Source organism: Streptomyces sp. CRCS-T-1, from assembly GCF_024442335.1.
GTDB classification, from domain to species: Bacteria; Actinomycetota; Actinomycetes; order Streptomycetales; family Streptomycetaceae; genus Streptomyces; species Streptomyces koelreuteriae.
In genome coordinates this window covers 8,356,107-8,377,321 of the sequence record NZ_CP101651.1, presented here as the reverse complement: position 1 = coordinate 8,377,321, position 21,215 = coordinate 8,356,107, and the positions used below count along the sequence as shown (strand labels likewise).

Below are 21,215 nucleotides of genomic sequence, written 5' to 3'. Positions count from 1 at the left end.
GTCGGCGGGCGATCGTCCGGGGCGGTCCCGGCGTACGACACGGTAGTGGTGCGACCTCCGACGCCGCGCACACGCCCCTGCCACGACCGGGACGAGTCGGGCATGGCGGTCAGGACGGCTTCGGTACGTCGATCCGGCCGATGCCGTAGGAGTCGAGGCGGGTGAGGTCGTCGCCGGTGAAGCAACCGGATCGTTCCCGAAGCCCTGGGGGCCGACCTCCGGTGGGAACCCCCGCTCTCCCCAGGCCGTTGTCCGGACGTGTTCAGCGAGTTGGTCCCCGGTGGGAATCTGGCGTTGCCGGGCGGTGCGGTGACCGTCCGGGTGCCCGGGCCGTTCGACGTGTCCGCGTTGATCACGGACGACAGCGGAAAGGTCGCAGGCGACGGCGACTTCGTCTTCTACAACCAGCCGGGCGCGCCGGGGGCCGTGCTGCGGGGCGACACCCTCACCGTGGACCCGGCGAGGCTGCGTGCCGGCGCCACCCGGGTCACGGTCGCCGTCAGCCCCGCCGAACCCGGAACCGCTCTCGGCCGCCTGCCCTCCCCCACACTCCACGTCACCGACTCCGGCGGGCGCCCGCTCACCCGGTTCACCCCGCCGCGCCCCCGAGAGGAGAGGGTGCTGCTGCTCGCGGAGCTCTACCGGCGCGGCGACCGCTGGAAGCTGCGGGCGCTGGGCCAGGGGTACGCCGACGGACTGGCGGGAGTGGCACGGGACTTCGGCGTCGATGTCATGGACGACAAGCCCGCGTCGGAGCCGTGCGGGTTCGACAGCGGGGCGCGCCGAGCGGCGTTCGCAGCTGACGGTGCCGCCCACTCCCCCAGCGCTCCCGCCTCCGCGCCCGACCCCGACGGCTTCGCCGCCCTGGTCAACTCCGCACGGGCCGAAGCCGGTTCACCCCCTACGGCCTTCGACACGCGCCTGGCCTCCGCCGCCCGAGAGCACGCCGCCGCCATGGCGATGGCGGGACGCCTCGGCGTCGAGAGCCGGGACGGTGTCTCCGTCTATCAGCGCGTCACCGGCGCCGGGTACGCGTACCTGACCATCGGCGAGCACCTCGTGTCCGGCCCGCGCACACCGGCCGAGTTCGTCGCGTACTGTCTGCGCACCGACGCGGCGCGCCGCACCCTGCTCGACCCTGCGTTCACCCACACCGGAGTGGCCCACGTCCACGACGGCCCCTCCGGTGACACCTACTGGACCGCCCTGTGGGCCCGGCCGTTCACGGCGGACGGACTGCTGGGCACAGCGGCGGCCGTCACCGACCTCACCAACCGGGAGCGGGACCGTGCCGGACTCCCGCCCCTGGCCGTCGACCCTCTGCTCACCACCGCCGCGCAAGCGCACAGCGCCGACATGGTGGCCCGGGCCTTCTACTCGCACACCGGGCCGGACGGCAGCCAACCCTGGGACCGGGCCGCCGCGGCGGGGTCCACCCGGCGCTCCATCGGCGAGAACATAGCCTGCGGGCAACGCTCCCCCGCCGAGGTCGTGGAGGGCTGGATGAACAGCCCGGGGCACCGGGCCAACATCCTCAAGCCCGGCTTCACCCACATCGGCGTCGGCTTCGCCGGCGGCGGCCGGGCGGGCACCTACTGGACGCAGCTCTTCGGCGCCTGACACCGCACCACATCGCTCGGGCCGTCGCCCCCGCCGGCGATCTTGGCGGAGCGAGACCCTCCGGGCGAGGATGCCCGTATGAAGGGTGATCTGTTTTCCAGCGAGCACATGGCCCAGCCGCCCGTCGCGGCGGGGATGACGATCGAGAACGCCAAGTGCGTCCGGTACACGGTGAACGGCGAGATGCTCGCCCGGCAGGGCGCGATGATCGCCTACCGCGGCAACCTCCAGTTCGAGCGCAAAGGCCAGGGCATGGGCGGCATGCTCAAGCGCGCGGTCACCGGGGAGGGACTGCCGCTGATGGCGGTGCGCGGACAGGGCGAGGCCTGGTTCGCCCACGAGGCGCAGAACTGCTTCATCGTCGACGTCGAACCCGGCGACGAGTTCACCGTCAACGGCCGCAACGTCCTGTGCTTCGACGCCACGTTGTCGTACCGCATCGCGACCGTGAAGGGCGCCGGCATGACCGGCGGCGGCCTGTTCAACAGCGTCTTCTCCGGGCACGGCAAACTGGCCCTGGTCTGCGAGGGCACTCCGCTCGTCATCCCGGTCTCCGCGCACTACCCGGTGTACGTCGACACCGACGCGATCGTCGGCTGGACGGCCGGCCTGCAGACCTCCCTGCATCGCTCCCAGTCCATCGGGTCGATGCTGCGCGGCGGCTCCGGCGAGGCCGTGCAACTGCTGCTCCAGGGCGAGGGGTACGTCGTCGTGCGGCCGAGCGAGGCAACTCCGCAGAAGGCCGGGCAGCACTGATCGAAGTACTGAAGCCCCTCGGGTGATCTACGCCTCACAGGCAACCCGGTCCGTTCACTCGACGTCTTGATCGACAACAGGTGTGCCCTGGCCCTTGTGGCCAGGGCCGGTTTCCCCCCTTCTATACGCACCATGTATACACAGCGCGTATACATGGTGCGTATACGGACCGAAAGGCATCGATGTACGGCAAGGCATTCGCCCCGGAGTACCAGGGCGCGCTCACCACCCTGTCCGTCAACTCCTCACTGACCGACGTACTGGCCGCCGGCACCGAGCAGTTGAAAGCGGCCGAGCGCGCCGGTGAGCCCGGGGAGGTGGCGCGTTCCGGGCTCGCGGTGGCCGAGGCGCAGCGCCGGCTGGGCCGGGTCGCGGACGCTGACCGGGCCTGGAAAGCGAGTTACCGCGCCGCCCGCGAGGCCGAGGACACCGGGGCGATGGCCTGGGCCCTGTGGAGCGGCGGCACGCTGGCCCGGCAGCGCGGCGCGCTCCGGCTGGCCCGCCGTCTCCTCCAGCTCGCGGCCGACCTGGGCGAACGCGGCGGGGACATCGTCGTACGCGGCTACTCGCTGGCGGGCCTGGCCGAGACCGGCCGTATCCAGGGCGACTACGAGGCCGTCGGCCGGCTGCACGAGCAGTTGCTCGCCGAGGCCCGGCGGCGCGGGGAGGCGCGGCACACGGTGTGGGCGCTGGAGGGCATCGCGCAGATGCACCGCAACACCGGCGACTACGACAGGGCGTACGCCCTGTTCGAGGAGTCCGCCGAGATCGCCGCGCGCGCCGACGACCGGCGTGGTCACGCCTGGGCGCTGCGCGGACTGGCCGATGTGGTGTCGGTGCGCGACGGGGACACCGAGCGGGCCCTGGAGCTGCTGAGCGAGGCGGAGACGTCATGCCGGGCGATGAAGCTGTCCAGCGCGCTGGCCTACAACCACAAGATGCGCGGCAACGTGCTGTACCGGGCCGGGCGTTACGCCGAGGCACGCGCCCTGTACGAGCAGGCGCTCGCGGAGTTCCGCGAGATGAGCGAGCCGCGCGGGGAGGCACTCTCGCGTCTCGGCCTGGCCAAGTCCCTGGCCCGGCTGGGCCGCGACCGCGGTGAGACGGCGGCCGAGCTGGCCGACCTCGCCGGCGTGCTGGAGCGGATCGGCCTCCAGCACGCCCGCAAGATGGTGGCCCGCGCCCATGAGGAGCTCGGCATACCGGACACGGGGCTCGCTCTCGCGGGGACGGAGGCGGCCCGATGACGGCGCTCCCCCTGGAGATACGGACGACACCGCGGGACCTCGCGCCCGAGGCGCCCACCACCCGCTCAGCGGACGCCCACCAGGTCCTCGATCGCTGCCGTTCCCTCGTGCGCCCCGCCCTCGCCGAGGCCGTCGGGCGACTGCACCCCTGGATCGGCGAGATGGCCGCGTACTCCTTCGGCTGGTGCGAGGTGGGCGGGGCCCCTGCCGCCGCCTCCGGTGGCAAGGGCGTACGGCAGGCCCTCGCGGTGCTCGGCGCCGAGGCGGCCGGTGCGCCCGGCAGGGCTGGGGTCGCCGCGGCGGTGGCGGTGGAGCTGGTGCACACCTTCTCCCTGCTGCACGACGACATCATGGACGGCGACGCGGACCGGCGCCGCCGCCCGACCGTGTGGAAGGCCTACGGCACGGGACCGGCGGTGCTCGCGGGTGACGCCCTGTTCGCGCTGGCGGTCGAGACGCTCGCCGCACAGCCGGGCGGCGGCGGTGCCGTACGGACGCTGTCCGGGGCGCTGGGCGACCTGGTGCGCGGGCAGGCGGACGACCTGCTGTTCGCCGAGCGGCCCTGGACGGGGCCGCGGCGGGTGCGGCCCGACGAGTACCGGACGATGGCGGAGCAGAAGACGGGCGCCCTGCTGGGCTGCGCGGCCGCGCTGGGTGCCGTGCTCGGGGGTGCCGCGCCGGAGACGGTCACCGCGCTCGACCGGGCGGGCCGGGACCTCGGGGTCGCCTTCCAGATCGTCGACGACGTGCTGGGCATCTGGGGTGACCCCCGGGTCACCGGCAAGCCGGTCCACGGCGATCTGCGGGAGCGCAAGAGGACGTTCCCGGTGCTGGTCGCGCTCGACTCCCCGAGCGGCGGCGCACTCGCCGCGCTCCTGGAGAGCGGCGAGGATCCCGCCGCGGCGGCGGCGCTGATCGAGGAGGCCGGCGGCCGTTCCGCGGCCCTCGCCGAGGCCCGGCGTCACATCGCCGCCGTCGAGACGGCGCTCGCCGGGGCACCGCTGGCGGCGGGGGCTGTGAGCGAGCTGCGGTCGCTGCTCGCCTTCCTGGTACGACGCGACGTCTGATCCGGTGACTGGCGTCCGATCCGGCGGCTGACATCTGATCCGGCGGCCGACGTCCGATCCGGCGGCTCGCGCGCCCGGCCGGATTGACCTCGGCCGGGTCGGCGGGCCAGGCTGCGACCAGGCGTGTTCCGCGACCCCGCGCCGGAAGGACGACAGCCGTGATCGGCATCTCGGAGATCGAAACCGCGGCCGGGCGGATCGCCGGACACGTCGTGCGCACCCCGACCGTGCCGAGCCCGGGGCTGTCGGAGCTGCTCGGGGTCCCGGTCACGGCGAAGCTGGAACTACTGCAGCACACCGGCTCGTTCAAGGCGCGCGGGGCGACGGCGAAGCTGCTCTCGCTGGGCGAGGCCGAGCGGGCCGCCGGAGTGGTGGCGGTCAGCGGCGGCAACCACGGGATCGCCGTCGCGGTCATGGCCGCGGCCCTCGATGTGAAGGCCACGATCGTCATGCCCCGCTCGGCGCCCGCCCGCGCCGTGGAGATCGCGGAGGCGTCGGGCGCGTCGGTGCGGCTGACCGACGACATGGACGGCGCGTTCGCGCTCATGACGCGGCTTCAGCAGGAGGGGCTGACCCTGGTCCACCCCTTCGACGACCCGGTAGTGATCGCCGGACAGGGCACGGTCGGCCTGGAGTTCGCCGCCGACGCCGGGGAGCTCACCGACGTACTGGTCAGCATCGGGGGCGGCGCGCTGATCTCCGGTGTCGCCGCGGCGCTGCGGGCGCTCCGGCCGGGGGTGCGGATCTGGGGCGTGGAGACCGAGGGAGCGCAGGCCATGTCCGAGGCGCTGGCGGCGGGCGGCCCGCTGCCGGTCGCCCTGTCCTCGATCGTCTCCACGCTCAGCGCCCCGGCGGTGTCGCAGCTGACCTACGACCATGTGTCGGCCCTGGTCACCGAGGTGCTCGTGGTCCCGGACCGGGAAGCCGTGCGGGGCTCGCTGGAGCTGGCCGAGCATGCCAAGGTGTGGGCCGAACCGGCCGCCGGCTGTCTGCTGCCCGCCGCCCGGCAGGTCCGGGAGCGGGTCGGTGACGGAGCCCGGCTCGGCCTGGTGGTGTGCGGGGGCAACGCGACCACGGGGGACATGATCGCCTGGTCGCGTCGCTTCGGTCTGCGCTGAGGATCCGGCCGCCTGCGGGGAATCCGTCGCGGAATTCATCGGAGGGGTCTGAGTTCAGGTGTTGTACACCGCCGCATTTACCGGCGGTTACCACCAGGCCAGCCCGGAATTTGCGAATCCGCGGGCGGCGGCGGGCGAATTCGCCGAGCACGTGGAGGACCGGGCGACCGAGGTGAGCCGTGCCTGACCCCGTGAAAGACCGTTTTTCCTCGCACACTTGCACCCATCCCTTGAACAAAAGACAAGAATGAACACGGAGTTGCGATCCGTTTGAACGGAGTGCGCCTCACTCCCCGTACCTCTGGAAAAGGTTGAAAGCCAGGATTCCAGTCGAGGGATGGCCATGGGCAGGGCGCACGTCTCCACACACCAGTTGGTCGCCGGCCGGTACCGGCTGCTCGAGATCATCCAGCGCGAGACCAACCGCATCTGCTGGTACGCCGAGGACACCGGCGCCGGCGAGGTCTCGCGGCCGTGTCTCGTCACCCAGATCGGGCTTCCGGACGACCCCCTCGAACCCGAACGCCGGGCTTCCGCCCGGCTGCTGCGCACCTCCGAGAACATGGCGCTGCTGTGCCCGGGCCGGATCGCCAGGGTCGTCGACACCATCGAGGAGGCCGGCGCCCTGTGGACCGTCAACGAGTGGATCGACGGCACGCCCCTGGGCGAACTCCTCTCGGAGCAGGGCACGTTCAACTACGTGCGGGCCGCGCGCGTCGGCCTGGCGCTGCTCGACGTCCTGGACGCCGCGCACAGCGAGGGCATCACGCACGGCGAACTCAGCCCCGGCCAGGTGTTCGTACGCGAGGACCACTCGGTCGTCGTCACCGGCTACGGCCTGGTCGGCGCCACCCTCGCGCCCCGGCTCACGGCCCCCGCGTACGCCTCTCCGGAACAGGCCCGGAACGAGCGCATCGGCCCGGCGGCCGACCTGTGGGCGCTCGGCGCGATCCTCTACACGATGGTCGAGGGACGCCCGCCCTTCCGCGACCGGGGGCGCCCGGAGAACACCCTGAAGGCCGTGGACCGGCTGCCGCTGCGCTCGCCGGTGCGCTCCGGGCCGCTCACCCAGGCCGTGCAGGGGCTCCTCCGCAAGGACTCACGGGAGCGGCTGACCCGCCCGGTGGTCCGTGAGGCGCTGAACCGCGCGCTGAGCGAGGACCCGGAAGCGGCCATGGCCTCGGTGCAGGCCCCGCCGCGGCTGCGCGGCGCGTACGCGGCGATGCTGCCGGGGAACCCGGCCTGGAGCAGACGGACCATGGTGGCCGGGACGGCCCTGGCGGTGGTCACCGTCGCGGTCGCCGTGCTCGCCGCCACCCAGGGGCTGCCCGGCAGTGACACCGGCGGCGAGGCGGCCGACTCGCCGGCCCGGCCACCGGCCTCCGCCGCCTCGCCGGGCGAGAGCGCCGGCGGTGGTGGCGGTTCCGAGCCGTCCGGGAAGCCCAGCCCGACCGGGACGCCCGCCTCCCCCACGCCCACCCCGTCGTCCCCCGAGCCCACCCCCTCCGCCCCGGCCAACGGCCTGCCGCCCGGCTTCCACCGCTACCACGCGCCTGAGGGCTTCTCCGTCGCGCTGTCAGAGGACTGGAAGCGGCTGGACACCGACCGCGACGGCCCGGCGTACCGGGTCGTCTTCGGCGCCGAAGGCGACGACCGCACACTGGCCGTCACCTACAGCGCGGACGCGGGCCCGGACCCCGTGGCCGTGTGGCGGGACGACGTCGAGCCGAACCTGAAGCAGTCCGGTGACTACGAGCGGATCGGCGCGATCCGCGCGACGACGTACCAGGGGCGCAAGGCCGCCGACATGGAGTGGACGGCGGACGTCGGCGACACCCGTGTGCGCACCTTCGGCCGGGGCTTCCTGCTGGGCGAGGGCCGGAGCTTCTCGCTGCGCTGGACGACCCCCGCCGCCGACTGGGAGGACCGCGCGAACGAGGAGACGTTGCGCACCTTCCTCAAGACGTTCCGGCCGGACTCAGACTGAGCCGCGCGGCGCGCGCAGCGACGTGAGCGGTCCGGGCCGCAGGGGCTGGGTGCGCCAGCCCCTGGTGAGCGTACGGTCCGCGAGGGAGCAGGTGAGCGCCAGTCGGTGCGGGGTCTCCAGGAACGCGACCTCCACGGCCAGCGTGCCGGCATCGGTCCAGCCGCCGCTCACCGCGGTCGGGAGCGGCCCCTCCGCCACCGTCCAGTCGGCCCTCCCGATCGGCAGGTCCAGCCGGGCCTCCCCCTCGGTGAGCCCGAGCGTCCAGGCGTCCGCGTCCCGCGCGAGTGCGGCCGACAGGGCCGGACCGTCCGCCCCCGCGGAGCCGAACTCGGCGGCGGCCCAGTCCTCGGCCTGTCCTGGCGGTACGGGAGCGCCCGGGGCGGGTGGCAGCGCGAGCCCGGCGAGGCGCTCGCGCAGGGCCGCGTCGGCGGTCTCCCGGCCGGTCAGCGGCTCGGGGCCGAAGGCGGGCAGCAGATGCTTCCAGACGAGGTCCAGGTAGTCCTGCATCCGCTCGGTCGCCGTGGTCGTGGCGATCACCGCGTCGTGCTCGGGCAGCACCAGGCAGTACTGGCCGTAGGCGCCGTCGCCCCGGTAGCCGTGCCGTGAGGTCCAGAACTGGTAGCCGTAGCCCCGGTCCCAGTCCTGCCGGTCCGCGTCTCCCATGGCCCCGGCGGTCGCGATGTGCGGATGCGCGGCCCGGGCCGCCCACCCCTCGGGCAGCAGCCGCTTGCCCTCCCATACCCCGTCGCGCAGATACAGCTCGCCGAGCCGGGCGATCGCGTCGGTGGTGGCGTGCAGACCGCTGTAGCCGATCTCGCGGCCGGCGCGGTCCCGCTGCCAGAACACCTCGCCGATGCCGAGCGGATCCAGCAGCCGGGGGCGCAGATAGTCGGTGAGCCGCTGTCCGGTCACCCGCTGGACGATCGCGCCGAGGGTGTAGGTGGTGGGCTGGTTGTAGGCGAAGACGGTGCCGGGGTCGCGGTCCGGCGGAAGGAGCAGGAACCCGCGCACGGGCTCCGCCCGGTCCAGCCCGTAGGTCTCCTCGACGGTCTCCCGCTCGTGGCCGCTCGACATGGACGCCACGTGCCGGACCAGCATGGCGCGGCTGCGGGGGTCGGTGATGTCGGCCTCGAACTCCGGGAAGTAGGAGATCACGGGCGCGTCGAAGTCGAGCAGTCCCTCGGCCTCGGCCAGGGCGGCGGCGGTCCCGGTGAAGCTCTTGCTGAGCGAGTACAGCAGGTGGGGGCGGGCGGGGGTGTAGGGCGCCCACCAGCCGGAGGCGACCAGGTGTCCGTGCCGCATGATCATCAGGCTGTGCGGCTCGATCTCCGGGGCCGCTTCGAGGGCGTCGAGGAAGGCGTGGACGCCGGAGGCGTCGACACCCTGGGAGGCGGGGCTGCCGGTCGGCAGGGCGGAGGCACTCATGGAGGCATCCTCCCCCTGCCGCCGGACCTTGATCGAGCCGTTTTCACGCCCGCTGTCCGGGGACTCGCCGGTTATGGTGCAAATCGGATACACGATGATGACCGAACAGGCCGGCCCCCGAGAGCTCGTCGACCATGTGGTGCGGGCCGAGGAGGCGGGCTTCGACTTCTCGGTGACCTCCGACCACTACTTCCCGTGGCTGCGCTCGCAGGGCCACTCGCCCTACGCGTGGGCCGTGCTCGGCGCGGCCGCCCAGGCCACGTCCCGTATCCCGTTGATGACGTACGTGACATGCCCGACGTTCCGCTACCACCCGGCGGTGGTGGCGCAGAAGGCGGCGACGCTGCAGTTGCTGTCCGAGGGCCGGTTCCGGCTGGGACTCGGCTCCGGTGAGAACCTCAACGAGCATGTGGTGGGCGGCGGCTGGCCGTCGGTCGACGTACGGCACGAGATGTTCGAGGAGGCCGTGGAGATCATCCGGGCCCTCTTCGAGGGCGGCCACGTCAATCACCGCGGCACGCACTTCGACGTGGAGTCGGCCCGGCTGTGGGACCTGCCGGACGAGGCGCCGCGGATCGGCGTCGCGGTCTCCGGGGAGCGGTCGTGCGCACTCGCGGGCCGGCTCGGCGACGCGGTGATCGCCACCGAGCCCAAGCCGGGGCTGCTGGAGGCCTTCGACCGGCACGGCGGCGCGGGCAAGCCCCGCATCGGCCAACTGCCGGTCTGCTACGACCCCGACCGGGACGCGGCCGTCGAGCGCGCCCACTCCCAGTTCCGCTGGTTCGGCAGCGGCTGGAAGGTCAACTCGGAGCTGCCGCACCCGGATTCCTTCGAGGCCGCGACCCAGTTCGTCACGCCCGACGACGTCGCCGACGCGATCCCGTGCGGTGACGACCCGGACGCGTTCGTCGAGGCCGTCCGCCCGTACGCCGAGGCGGGCTTCACCGAGATCGCCCTGGTCCAGATCGGCGGCGAGTCGCAGCCGGCGTACCTGGACTGGTCGGAGAAGACCCTGCTGCCCGCGCTGCGGGACGCGTTCGGCTGAGGCCGGTGGCGGCACAGGCTCTCCGAGGGTGGAGATAGGCTGCTGGCCTGCACGTACTCGATACAGCCAACCCCCTCAGGAGAGTCGTCCGTGACCGTAGCCATCACCCCGCCCGAGACCTCCCCGGCGCCCGTCTCCGACCTGGTCGCGCTGGACGCGCGGGAGTTCGGGGCGTACGCCCGGACCGGAGGGTGGGCCTTCGGGCTGAAGGTGGCGCGCAGCGTGCGGCCCGGCGGGCAGGGCGCGGACGAGACGCCGAAGGTGTCGGCGAAGGAGTTCGCGGAGCTCGCCGGATGCTCTCCGGAGCGGGTCATGCGCTACTACAAGGCGTGGGACCGGGCCGCGGACGACGGTCTGGTCCCGCAGTTCGAGGCGCTGACGCCGGGTGAGGACGTGGAACTGCCGGACGCGGACGTGTGGCTGAGCTACTACGTCTCCCGCAACAGCGCCACCTCCGAGCGCGGCACCGCCATCACCGAGGCCGCCGAGGCGGAGGGCATCCGGCCCACGAAGGCGCTGGAGGTCGCGGAGAACCCCACCGCCCTGCGTGCCGCGATCCTCGCCGACCCCTCCACCGCCCGCGCGGCCCGCCAGGCCCTGCTGGACCGGGTCCGGGAGGACCCCGACCTGCAGGCCGAGCTGGCCCGTGACGTCGTGCGCACCGACGAGCTGAAGAAGGCCGTCGCCGGCGAGAGCAGGGCGGCCGACCGCATCGGATACGTGCGCCAGATCGCCGAGTCGGGCCAGATCAAGACGCCCGCCGGGCAGACGCTCGACGCTCCCGCCGATCTGCGTCAGGAGGCCGAACGGCACCTGTCGCTCATCGACGAGCTGGACGAGAACGAGGACTCCGGCGAGTGGGCCACCGAGGCGTACGACACGATGAAGTCCCTCGTCGTCGAGACCGTGGAGGCCGACCCGGGGCTGCGGGTGCAGGAGCGGCGCACGAAGTTCTACAGCAGCCTGCAGAAGGCGACCAAGGTGTTCGAGGAGCTGACCTTCGACGACACCCCGGAGTTCTATGAGGACGACATGGTCGAGCGCCTGGAGGAACTGCAGCGGGCCGTGGCCGTGTGCATCGAGTCCCTGCGCGGTACCCGGGGGAATCACCCGCAGGGCTGAGCATCTTGCGCGTATGAGGGGTACTAGAGGGCTCTACGTCGGTTCATCCCGGAGGCCCTTTCGTGAACTCCTTCGTGCACAAGACCCTGGTGGTGCAGCTCCAGGCCGGTGACACGGACCGTTTCTCGGTACTCGCCCACCTCAGCTACGACGCCGCGGACCCGTTCGCCGTGACCCTCGTGTTCAGCCACGACGGCCGGGTCCTCGCCCGGTGGCAGCTGGACCGCGAGATGCTCGCCGACGGTCTGCGGCGTCCGGTCGGGCTGGGCGATGTGCGGATCCGCCCGGTGGCGCGGGGCATGTGGCAGGAGCTGCGCCTGGAGTTCCTCGGTGACGCCCGACCCGACGGCGGCCGTCACCACGCCCTGGTGTTCGGGTGGGCGCCGGGGTTCGCGGCGTTCCTGCGGGAGACTCACGAGGTGGTGCCGCCGGGCCGCGAGGAGGTCCGCGTGGACGATTTCCTGGCGGACGTCATCGCCGGGGGCTGAACCCCGGGGCCGCGGCCGTCCCGGCGGCGACCGCCGTCACTCCGACGTATGGCGGTACCGGGTCCACAGGGGCAGGACCAACCAGCACAGCAGGTACCAGCCGACCACTCCGGCGACCAGGTAGGGCACGAAACCGTTGTGCGTGGCCACGCGCAGGATCAGCAGCAGAGAGGCGGTCGTCGTGGCCAGCAGCAGCGCGAGGCCGAGCAGCGTCAGCCGTGAGGCCAGCCGCACCGCCTGCGGCTTGACGCGCCGCCCGGAGACGATGCGGTGCAGGGACACCGGCCCTATGAGCGCCCCGGTCGCGCACGCCCCGAGGACGACGGTCACGAGGTAGATCGTCTGATCCGTGTTGGTCAGATCGTCGTACTTCTCGGTGAACACCACGGTGAGCAGGAACCCGAAGAGGATCTGCACGCCCATCTGGGCCACGCGGACCTCCTGGATGAGCTCCTGCCACATCCGGTCCGCTCTCTCCTCCTCCGTCTCGTCCCGCCCCCGGCGCCTGGCCCCGCCCTCTACCGCGTCCGACACTGTTCCTCCCGGTGTGAGACCTCGCGTCCTTCTCTCCCGCGAGTTCCCCGTAAAACGCCGTCGTCCCGGGCGGCGGGGCGGTTTGAGCGATCAGGCGACGGTTACACGGACGACGCGAAGGACGCAGAACCCCGAGGAGGTCGTGGACGCATGTCCGGTACGCAACTCACCGTGACGCTCAGCGGCGGCGGTACGGACGACGCACGAGCGGTCGTCCGCACGTTGGAAGGCACATTCGGGGCGTCGGACGAGCTTCCCGCCGACGAGAACGCGACGGTGCACACGGCGACCTTCGGCAACGCGGAGGCCGGCGTCTCCGGAGGCGCCGCGGTGAGCGCCGAGCGCCTGTCCGCGCCGGTGACCGTCACCGTGCAGGGCACCCCGGAGGCGGTGCGGCGGGCGAGCGACACGCTCACCCGGGCCTTCACGGCCCGAGACGACGGTGTCGCCTCCGGCGACCAGGAGCAGGAACGGCAGCTGCTCCTGGTGCCGTGAGGGGCCATGGGGCCGTAAGCGGGGCAGCCCTTACCAGCGGGATTCGACCTGGTCCTTGATCCGCTGCTCGTAGAGGTCGCGAATCGCCGTCAGCGTCTGGCCGGACAGTTCCGGCAGACGGGCGGCGTTCGCGTTGGCACGGGCCTGCTCGGGTGAGCGGGCGCCGGGGATCACGGTCGTGACGCCGGGCTGCTCGACGATCCAGCGCAGGGCCAGCTGGGCCGGGGTGTATCCCTCGGGGGCGAGCGCCGAGAACTCTGCGGCGGCCTCGACGCCGGTGGCGTAGTCGACGCCGGAGAAGGTCTCCCCCACGTCGAAGGCCTCGCCGTGCCGGTTGTAGGCGCGGTGGTCGTTCTCGGGGAAGACCGTCTCCCGCGTGTACTTGCCGGACAGCAGGCCGGAGGCGAGCGGGACGCGGGCGATGATGCCGACGCCCGCCTCACGGGCGGCCGGGAGCACCTCGCGCAGGGGCTTCATGCGGAACGGGTTGAGGATGATCTGCACGCTCGCCACGTTCGGCCGGGCGATCGCGGTCAGGGCCTCCTCGCAGGTCTCGACGCTGACGCCGTACGCGGCGACGCGCTCCTCCTCGACCAGGGTGTCGAGGGCGTCGAACACCTCGTCCGTGGAGTAGACGGACGTCGGCGGGCAGTGGAGCTGCACCAGGTCGATCCGGTCGACGCCGAGGTTGCGCCGGGAGCGGTCGTTCCAGTCGCGGAAGTTGTCGAGCACGTAGTTCTCGGGGATCTGGTCGACCCGGCGGCCCATCTTCGTGGCGACCAGGACGTGCAGGTCCGGCCTGCCGCTGAGGAACGTGGCGATGGTCTGCTCGCTGCGGCCGTCGCCGTACACGTCGGCGGTGTCGAAGAAGGTCACTCCGGACTCGGCCGCCGTCTCCAGTACCGAGAGGGCCTCCTTGTCGTCGACGTCACCCCAGTCGGCTCCAAGTTGCCATGTGCCCAGGCCCACGACGGAGGCGTGCTGACCCGACCTGTCGAATGTGCGCTCGTCCATGGGCGTCAGTCTGTCATCCGTCACGGCTCCGCGCGGAACGTGTCGCTCCGGCCCGCGGACCCTGCAAGATTCACTCACACGAGTGAATAGATGCGACAGGAACGTGTCACGTGTCAACGGGGCCCCTAGCGTGACTCCACGTGACTACCGGTTCCACGGGCAACTGCCCTTCCCAGCAACCGCATTGGACGCGTCGAGGATTCCTCCTCACTGCGGCCGCCCTAGCCGCCGTGCCGGGTCTGCCGGCGGATCCGGCGGCCGCGGCGGCGGAGTTGCCGGACTTCCCGGCGGATGTCGCGCTGTACCGCTCGGCGTACCGGAACTGGGTCGGCGAGATCACCGCCGACGGGCTGTGGGCCTGTGCGCCGGACAGCGCGGAGCAGGTGGCCGAGGTCGTCAACTGGGCCTGGCGGCAAGGGTGGCGGGTGCGTGCCCGGGGCGCCGCGCACGGCTGGTCGCCCCTGACCGTGACGGAGGGGACGCCGTCCGGCGCGCCCGTGCTCCTCGTCGACACCACGCCTCATCTGACCGGCCTCGCGCTGGACTCGCCGACAGCTGTGCGCGCCGGTACCGGCGTGACCATGGAGGCCCTGCTGACCTTCCTGGAGGAACACGGCCTCGGCGTCACGGCCGCTCCCGCCCCCGGTGTCCTGACTCTGGGCGGCGCCCTGGCGATCGACGCGCACGGCACGGCCGTCCCCGCGCGGGGCGAACACCGGCGGGCCGGGCACACCTACGGCTCGCTCAGCAATCTGATCCTGTCCCTGACGGCGATCGTCTGGGACTCCCGTGCCGGCGCGTACGTGGTGCGCACGTTCCGCCGCGACGAGGCGGACTGCGCCGCGCTGCTGACCCATCTCGGACGGTCCCTCGTGACCGAGGTGGTGCTGCGGGCCGGCGCGAACACCAACCTGCGGTGTGTGAGCCGTACGGACATCCCGGCGGGCGAGCTGTTCGCCGCACCCGGCTCCGACGGGCGTACCCTCGCGCGCTACCTCGACGAGGCCGGGCGGGTCGAGGCGATCTGGTTCGCCTTCACCGAGCATCCCTGGCTGAAGGTGTGGAGCGTCTCCCCCACCCGGCCGCTGACCTCGCGGCGGGTGACGCGGCCGTACAACTACCCCTTCTCCGACAACATCCCGACGCCGGTGGCGGAACTGGTCGGACGGATGACGTCGGACGCGGCCTGGTATCTGGCGCCGGTGCTGGGCACCGCACAGTACGAGGCGGCCGCGCTCGGGCTGGTGACGACACTGTCCGCCGACCTCTGGGGACCGTCCAAGAACACGCTGCTGTATCTGAAGCCGAGCACCCTGCGGGTGCACGCCGACGGCTACGCGGTCCTCACCTCGCGGGAGCAAGTGCAGCGGGTGGTCTCCGAGTTCGCCGCCTTCTACCGGGAGCGGCTGGCGGCGTACGCGGCCCGGGGCAGCTTCCCGGTCAACGGCTCGGTGGAGATCCGGGTGACCGGCCTGGACCAACCGGGCGACGCCGCGGTGGCCGGGGCGCGTGCGCCGCTGCTGTCCGCGCTCCGGCCGCGCGAGGACCACCCCGAGTGGGACACGGCCGTGTGGCTGGACGTCCTGACACTGCCGGGCACTCCGGACGCGGAGGCGTTCCTGCGCGAGATCGAGCGGTTCCTGCTGCGCACCTTCGACGGCGGGTTCGCGCTGACCCGGGTGGAGTGGTCCAAGGGGTGGGCGTACACGGACGACGGGGTGTGGAGCGACCAGGAGGTGCTGGGCTCGGTGGTGCCGGCCGCGGTCGGTACGGCGGAGTGGGCCGAGGCGGACGCGGTGCTGGACCGGCTCGACCCGCACCGCGTGTACGGCAACGCCTTCCTGGACCGGCTGTTCGGCCCGGGCGCTACGGGGTGAGGTGCGCCTGCACCGACGGGGCGTAGCGGCCGACCAGGGCGTCGACCGTGCTGGCCCGCACCTCGGTGCCGCGGGCGATGCCGTACATCACGCCCAGGCCGAGCAGCGTGGCGACGGCCAGTTCGGCGCGCAGGCCGGCGTCGGGGCCGGTGAGGCGGTCGGTGAGGCGATCGGTCACCTGGGTGCGGAAGTTGGCGCGCAGGATGTCGCCCTGCTCGCCGTGCAGGGGCGCGAAGACGATCCGCAGCAGCGGGTCGGCGCCCTGCTCGGACTGGCTGACCAGGACGTGCCGAACCATGTGCGCTCCGAGTTCGTCGAGCGGCGCGGCCAGCAGGGCATCGGCGTCGCTCTCGAAGGACATGACCCGGGCGAACAGCGTGTCCTTGTTGCCGAAGTACTTCAGGATCAGCGGCGGGCTCACACCGGCGCGCTCGGCGACGGCCTTGAGCGTGATGTCGGCGTGCGCGTGCCGGGCCAGCAGATGACGGGCCGCCTTCAGAATGGCCGCCTTGGTCGCCTCGGCGTCCCTGCGGGCCGGCGTGGGCGTGACGGGTGGAGTGCTCACGGCACTCATGCTCCCTCCATCGCCCGGTCGTGCGCTCCCGGGGTGCGGTCCCCGGCCGGTTCGGGACCGTCCGGCGCGTCGGACCCGGAGTCGCCGGGGATGCACAGCGCCGCCGCGACGGCCAGGAGCGCGACCGCGCCGGCCATCGCGAAGGCCAGCAGGTATCCGTGCAGGGTGGGCACCGGCGCCCCGCCGACGAGACTGGTGTGGTGCACCAGGACGGCGGCCACGGCGGCACTCGAGCAGGCCTGGCCGATCGTCCGCATCAGGACGTTGACGCCGTTGGCGGACGCGGTCTGCCCGGCCGGCACGGCACGCAGGATCAGGGTGGGCAGCGCCGAGTAGGCCAGGGTGGTGCCGGTCGCCACGACCGTGGCCCCACCGATGATCATCCACAGGTCGCGGCTGTCGGCGATACGGACCGCGTACCCGGCGGCGATGACCGCCGCCCCGAGGGCGAGCGTGACGCGCGGCCCGCGCGCGGCGGAGATCCGCGCGGAGACGGGCGACAGCAGCAGCATGATCACGCCGCTGGGCAGCAGGCACAGACCGGTGGCGACGATGGACAGACCGAGCCCGTACCCGGTCGCCTCGGGCGCCTGCACGAGCTGGGCGGTGACCAGGGTGTTGGCGTAGAAGGCGAACCCGGCGAGCAGCGCGGCCACATGGGACAGTCCGACCCGGGGCCGGGCCACCAACCGCAGGTCCACCAGCGGCTGTTCGGCCCGTAGCTGCTGCCACCACCACAGCGCGAGTACGACGGCGGCGGCAAGGAACAGGCCCACGACACGCGGGCCGCCCCAGCCCCACTGCCCGCCCTGGGACACCCCGAGCAGCAGGCAGACCAGTCCGACGGCCAGTCCCAGGGCGCCCGGCACGTCGAACCGGCCCGGTTCGCGCACCGGCGATTCCCGTACCGCCCACCACACCAGGGTCACGCCCGCCGCTCCGAGGGCGCTGGTCACCCAGAACATGGTGTGCCAGTCGGCGTACTGCACGATCACCGCGGCCAGCGGCAGGCCGAGCGCGGCGCCGATGCCGACGGTGGAGCTCATCAGCGCCACGGCCGAGCCCCGGCGCTCGGGCGGCAGCTCGTCCCGCAGGATGCTGATGGACAGCGGGACGACCGCGGCGGCGGCCCCGGACAGGGTGCGGGCGGCGATCAGCACACCGATGTCGGAGGTCAGGGCGCACAGGACCGAGCCCAGGGTCATCAGCGCGAGGGCCGCCATGAGCACCCGTCGCTTGCCGTACATGTCGCCGGCCCGGCCCAGGACCGGGGTGAGGACGGCGCCGGAGAGCAGGGTGGCCGTGACCATCCAGGAGACCGTGCCGGCCGAGGCGCCGGTCAGCCGGGGCAGGTCGGGCAGCAGGGGCACGACCACGGTCTGCATGACGGCCATGAGGATGCCGCCGAAGGCGAGCACCGGGACGGTGAGCCGGTTGCGTATCGCGGCGGTCCGGTCCATCGGCACTCCAGCGGGCGGCGCCTGGGCGAGGCGGCGGGTGAATGGTAATTCACCTTAGCTGGTGAATTACCATTCACCCAGCCGGGAGGTCCGGTCGGCCTCGGGGCGCCGGGAGGGCGGACCGCCGAATCGCGCCAGTTTCGCGGCGTGACGTGCACCACGGACAGCGGGCCTCGCGGGGAGGAACCACCGCCGCGCCGCCCCAAGCGGGCGGAATCTCCCCCTCCGCGCCCGCGCCCCGCCCCGTGGGGGCAAGATCACCTTCGTTCAACCTTGCATGACATAAGGGGAATTGCCCGAATCGCAGCCAACCGGCTCGCGCGGATTTCTCCCGGTACCGGACGGACCTGTAGGCATGCCCAGGTCAACACCCGAACCGACCCAGGAGGTCCGTATGCCGGAACTCACCCGTCGCCGCGCGCTCACCGCCGCGGCCGTCCTCGCCGGGGCGGCCGGCGCCCTGCCCGCCATCGCACCCGCCACGGCCGCCCCCGAGCACGGGCACCACAACACCCCCGGGACCTTCGACGAGGTCTACAAGGGCCGCCGGATACAGGGCCGCCCGGCCACCGGGTCCGGTCATCACCACCACGGCGCCGGATACGCGGTCTTCGTCGACGGTGTGGAACTGCACGTGATGCGCAACGCCGACGGCACCTGGATCAGCGTCGTCAGCCACTACGACCCGGTGTCCACCCCGCGCGCCGTCGCCCGCGCCGCGGTGGACGAGCTGCAGGGCGCGCCGCTGCTGCCCTTCCCCGCCAACTGACCCGCCCCGAAAGGCTCTGGAGCATCCGCACATGACCGTCCGCAAGAACCAGTCCGCCCTGACCGCCGACGAGAAGCGGCGTTTCGTCGCCGCCCTCATGGAGCTGAAGCGCAGCGGCCGCTACGACGAGTTCGTCACGACGCACAACGAATTCATCGTCTCCGACACCGACAACGGCGAGCGGACGGGCCACCGCTCACCGTCCTTCCTGCCCTGGCACCGAAGATTCCTCCTGGAGTTCGAGCGGGCGCTGCAGTCGGTGGACGCGTCGGTGGCCCTGCCGTACTGGGACTGGACCGTGGACCGTTCGCCGCGCGCCTCCCTGTGGGCGCCCGACTTCCTCGGCGGCACCGGGCGCGACCGGGACGGCCGGGTGCCGGACGGGCCGTTCGCCTCGTCCGCCGGGAACTGGCAGATCAATGTGCGGGTCGACGGCCGTACGTTCCTGCGGCGCTCCCTCGGTTCCGGGGGACGCCAGCTGCCGACGGCGGCCGAGGTCGAGTCGGTGCTGTCGATGGCGACGTACGACATGGCGCCCTGGAACAGCGGCTCGGACGGTTTCCGCAACCATCTCGAAGGCTGGCGCGGGGTCAATCTGCACAACCGCGTCCATGTCTGGGTGGGCGGGCACATGGCCACCGGCGCCTCGCCCAACGACCCGGTGTTCTGGCTGCACCACGCCTATATCGACAAGCTGTGGGCCGAGTGGCAGCGGCGGCACCCCGGCTCCGGCTATCTGCCGGTGTCGGGCACGCCGAACGTGATCGACCTCAACGAGACGATGCGGCCGTGGCACGACACGAGCCCGGCGGATCTGCTGGACCACACGCCGCACTACACCTTCGACGTCTGATCAGGCGGTCGCGGCCGTGCGGCACTCCGGGTGTCCCCAGCCGGTGTCGTTCTTGGCGATGGACTCGCCCGCCGCGTAGGAGCGGCCGCACTGGCAGCGGCCGGGGAACTTCGCCTTGATGGTGCGCGAGGAGCCCTTGGCTCCGGAGGTCCTGGCGCCGGCGGCCTTCGCGGTGCGGGCCGAGCCGACGCGCGGGCGGGAGCGGGGCGCCTTGACCGGGGTGTCCGGGGCGGGCGGCGGCTCGGGGGAACCGAGCTCGCTGCCCGCGGGCTCCTGGACGGTGGCGGCCTGGCTGGCGGCGCGGTCGGCGAAGTCGTTGAGCCGGTCGCCGTCGACCTGGTGGGCGGGCACGTAGCGGAACTCCACCGAGCGCCCGTCCAGCAGCTCGTCGATGCGCACCACGAGGTCCTGGTTGGCGACCGGCTTGCCGGCGGACGTCTTCCAGCCGTTGCGCTTCCAGCCGGGCAGCCAGGTGGTGACCGCCTTCATCGCGTACTGCGAGTCCATCCGGATCTCGAGCGGTACACCGGGGTCGGTCGCCGTCAGCAGGCGCTCCAGCGCGGTCAGTTCCGCGACGTTGTTGGTGGCCTTGCCGAGCGGCCCGGCCTCCCAGCTCACCGGGCTCTCGGAAGCGTCGGCGACGACCCAGGCCCAGCCCGCGGGCCCCGGGTTTCCCTTCGAAGCCCCGTCACACGCGGCCACAACACGTTCAGGCATGCGCTCGATCATGCCATGGCCGCGGGGTCCGCCCGGCCGGGAGGGTCGGGTGGCTACGACACGTCGGACAGCTTCGGCATGTCCCCCTCGGTCGTCGTGACGTCGATCACCGAGAACATCGCGCCCTGCGGATCGCTGATGGCGGCGAACCGGCCGAACGGCGTGGTCATCGGGCCGAACCGCAGGATGCCGCCGAGCTTGGTCGCCTTCGCCACGGCGTCGTCGCAGTCCTCGACGGTGAAGTAGACGTTGATGTACGGCGGCACCTCGGGCGGGAATTCCTCGGTCATCTGCATCCGGCCCAGCACGGTGCGCTCGCCGAGGTCGTAGATGCGGAAGTCGATGTCGCCGTCCTTCATGTCCCGCTGCCGGTAGGAGAAGACGGCGGGGAAGAACGCGTCGGACTTCTCGGGCTCGCGGGTGAAGACCTCGGCCCAGGTGTAGGCACCCGGCTCGGCCATCACCTCGAAACCCTCGTGGGTGCCCGCCTGCCAGACGCCGAAGACGACACCGCTCGGGTCGCGGGCCAGGCACATGGTGCCGAAGTCGCCGACCTGCATCGGCTCCATCAGCACCTCGCCGCCCTTGTCGCGGATCCGGGCCGCGGTGGCGGCGGTGTCCCGGGCGGCGAAGTACAGGCACCACTGCGACGGGGCCTCCGGCTGGCCGGGCATGGGCGGGACGACGGCGGCGACCGCCTTGCCGTCCGCGTAGGCCTGGGTGTAGTCGCCGTACTCCGGGGACGCCTCGGCGAAGGTCCAGCCGAGGACCTCTCCGTAGAAGTTCTTGGCCCCTTCGAGATCACTGAACGTCGCGTCGGCCCAGCAAGGGGTTCCTTCAGGTTGCACGGCCATGGCTGCGGCCCTCTCCGGATGGGTGGATGGTCCGTTTCCTCACGCTAGTCACCCTCGCGTCGGCCCGCGCGCCGAACGGGCGGGGTTCCGCGCGCCGCCGTGTGGGCGGGGTTCCGCGCGCCGCCGTGTGTGATCCGCCCGCCGAGTGGCGATGGCGCGAGGAGGCGTGAGGCGCGAGGGGGTGTGCGCCGGG

20 protein-coding genes are annotated in these 21,215 nt (G+C 72.6%); 13 read left to right on the top strand and 7 right to left on the bottom strand.

Features of this window, described 5'->3' with window-relative positions:
* Window positions 1–258 precede the first annotated feature (258 nt).
* The 6 genes from NNW99_RS37890 to NNW99_RS37865 all read left to right on the top strand — a co-directional run bounded on the left by NNW99_RS37890 (window position 259) and on the right by NNW99_RS37865 (window position 7,795).
* Window positions 259–1,620 carry a CAP domain-containing protein gene (locus NNW99_RS37890; protein WP_251058047.1) on the top strand — a complete coding sequence of 454 codons (1,362 nt, stop codon included), beginning with the start codon at window positions 259–261 and terminating at the stop codon, window positions 1,618–1,620.
* A 78-nt stretch (window positions 1,621–1,698) separates the two neighbouring features.
* Window positions 1,699–2,376, top strand: coding sequence for an AIM24 family protein (locus NNW99_RS37885; protein ID WP_215123929.1), 678 nt, complete (start codon window positions 1,699–1,701; stop codon window positions 2,374–2,376).
* A 182-nt stretch (window positions 2,377–2,558) separates the two neighbouring features.
* Complete coding sequence (locus NNW99_RS37880; RefSeq protein ID WP_215123928.1) at window positions 2,559–3,623, top strand: lipopolysaccharide assembly protein LapB; 1,065 nt, start codon at window positions 2,559–2,561, stop codon at window positions 3,621–3,623.
* Window positions 3,620–4,690, top strand: a complete 1,071-nt coding sequence (locus NNW99_RS37875) for a polyprenyl synthetase family protein (RefSeq protein ID WP_215123927.1) — start codon at window positions 3,620–3,622, stop codon at window positions 4,688–4,690. Before NNW99_RS37880 ends, NNW99_RS37875 begins: the two co-directional genes overlap by 4 nt.
* Window positions 4,691–4,848: 158 nt before the next feature.
* The gene (locus NNW99_RS37870; protein ID WP_215123926.1) at window positions 4,849–5,808 is read left to right on the top strand and encodes a threonine/serine dehydratase; all 960 of its coding nucleotides are present in this window, start codon (window positions 4,849–4,851) and stop codon (window positions 5,806–5,808) included.
* A gap of 343 nt (window positions 5,809–6,151) precedes the next feature.
* A complete protein-coding gene (locus tag NNW99_RS37865; RefSeq protein WP_215124602.1) occupies window positions 6,152–7,795 on the top strand; it encodes a serine/threonine-protein kinase in 1,644 nt (547 codons plus the stop codon).
* Here the strand turns inward: NNW99_RS37865 and NNW99_RS37860 are convergent.
* On the bottom strand, window positions 7,787–9,220 hold the full coding sequence (locus NNW99_RS37860) for a serine hydrolase (protein ID WP_215123925.1): 1,434 nt from the start codon (window positions 9,218–9,220) through the stop codon (window positions 7,787–7,789). The genes NNW99_RS37865 and NNW99_RS37860 overlap by 9 nt on opposite strands.
* A gap of 73 nt (window positions 9,221–9,293) precedes the next feature.
* Here NNW99_RS37860 and NNW99_RS37855 point away from each other — a divergent pair, with 73 nt between their 5' ends.
* The 3 genes from NNW99_RS37855 (at window position 9,294) to NNW99_RS37845 (ending at window position 11,875) form a co-directional block, all read left to right on the top strand.
* Window positions 9,294–10,265, top strand: coding sequence for an LLM class F420-dependent oxidoreductase (locus tag NNW99_RS37855; RefSeq protein ID WP_215123924.1), 972 nt, complete (start codon window positions 9,294–9,296; stop codon window positions 10,263–10,265).
* Window positions 10,266–10,355: 90 nt separating this feature from the next.
* Window positions 10,356–11,387, top strand: a complete 1,032-nt coding sequence (locus NNW99_RS37850) for a hypothetical protein (protein ID WP_215123923.1) — start codon at window positions 10,356–10,358, stop codon at window positions 11,385–11,387.
* 62 nt (window positions 11,388–11,449) lie between these two features.
* Window positions 11,450–11,875: an SsgA family sporulation/cell division regulator gene (locus NNW99_RS37845; RefSeq protein ID WP_215123922.1), complete on the top strand. Its 426-nt coding sequence runs from the start codon at window positions 11,450–11,452 to the stop codon at window positions 11,873–11,875.
* 36 nt (window positions 11,876–11,911) lie between these two features.
* On the opposite strand, the gene NNW99_RS37840 is transcribed toward NNW99_RS37845, so the two are convergent.
* On the bottom strand, window positions 11,912–12,409 hold the full coding sequence (locus tag NNW99_RS37840) for a DUF6328 family protein (RefSeq protein WP_215123921.1): 498 nt from the start codon (window positions 12,407–12,409) through the stop codon (window positions 11,912–11,914).
* Window positions 12,410–12,559: 150 nt separating this feature from the next.
* On the opposite strand from NNW99_RS37840, the gene NNW99_RS37835 reads away from it, so the two are divergent.
* The gene (locus NNW99_RS37835) at window positions 12,560–12,904 is read left to right on the top strand and encodes a hypothetical protein (protein ID WP_215123920.1); all 345 of its coding nucleotides are present in this window, start codon (window positions 12,560–12,562) and stop codon (window positions 12,902–12,904) included.
* 30 nt (window positions 12,905–12,934) lie between these two features.
* Here the strand turns inward: NNW99_RS37835 and NNW99_RS37830 are convergent, their stop codons facing one another.
* Window positions 12,935–13,918: an aldo/keto reductase gene (locus tag NNW99_RS37830; RefSeq protein ID WP_215123919.1), complete on the bottom strand. Its 984-nt coding sequence runs from the start codon at window positions 13,916–13,918 to the stop codon at window positions 12,935–12,937.
* Between the two features lie 230 nt (window positions 13,919–14,148).
* Between NNW99_RS37830 and NNW99_RS37825 the strand changes: the two genes are divergently transcribed.
* The gene (locus NNW99_RS37825) at window positions 14,149–15,795 is read left to right on the top strand and encodes a cholesterol oxidase substrate-binding domain-containing protein (protein ID WP_215123918.1); all 1,647 of its coding nucleotides are present in this window, start codon (window positions 14,149–14,151) and stop codon (window positions 15,793–15,795) included.
* Here NNW99_RS37825 and NNW99_RS37820 read toward each other — a convergent pair.
* Together NNW99_RS37820 and NNW99_RS37815 are read right to left on the bottom strand one after the other, a co-directional pair.
* Entirely contained in the window at window positions 15,785–16,369 is a 585-nt protein-coding gene (locus NNW99_RS37820) for a TetR family transcriptional regulator (protein WP_215123917.1), read from the bottom strand. The two genes, NNW99_RS37825 and NNW99_RS37820, sit on opposite strands and share 11 nt — an antisense overlap.
* A complete protein-coding gene (locus tag NNW99_RS37815; protein WP_215123916.1) occupies window positions 16,366–17,829 on the bottom strand; it encodes an MFS transporter in 1,464 nt (487 codons plus the stop codon). The genes NNW99_RS37820 and NNW99_RS37815 overlap by 4 nt, the downstream gene beginning before the upstream one ends.
* Window positions 17,830–18,223: 394 nt before the next feature.
* On the opposite strand from NNW99_RS37815, the gene NNW99_RS37810 reads away from it, so the two are divergent.
* Window positions 18,224–18,598, top strand: coding sequence for a tyrosinase cofactor (locus tag NNW99_RS37810; RefSeq protein WP_215123915.1), 375 nt, complete (start codon window positions 18,224–18,226; stop codon window positions 18,596–18,598).
* A gap of 31 nt (window positions 18,599–18,629) precedes the next feature.
* A complete protein-coding gene (locus tag NNW99_RS37805) occupies window positions 18,630–19,451 on the top strand; it encodes a tyrosinase family protein (RefSeq protein ID WP_215123914.1) in 822 nt (273 codons plus the stop codon).
* On the opposite strand, the gene NNW99_RS37800 is transcribed toward NNW99_RS37805, so the two are convergent.
* Window positions 19,452–20,180: a ribonuclease H gene (locus NNW99_RS37800; RefSeq protein ID WP_215123913.1), complete on the bottom strand. Its 729-nt coding sequence runs from the start codon at window positions 20,178–20,180 to the stop codon at window positions 19,452–19,454.
* 41 nt (window positions 20,181–20,221) lie between these two features.
* Entirely contained in the window at window positions 20,222–21,022 is an 801-nt protein-coding gene (locus NNW99_RS37795) for a VOC family protein (protein ID WP_215123912.1), read from the bottom strand.
* Window positions 21,023–21,215: the final 193 nt, after the last annotated feature.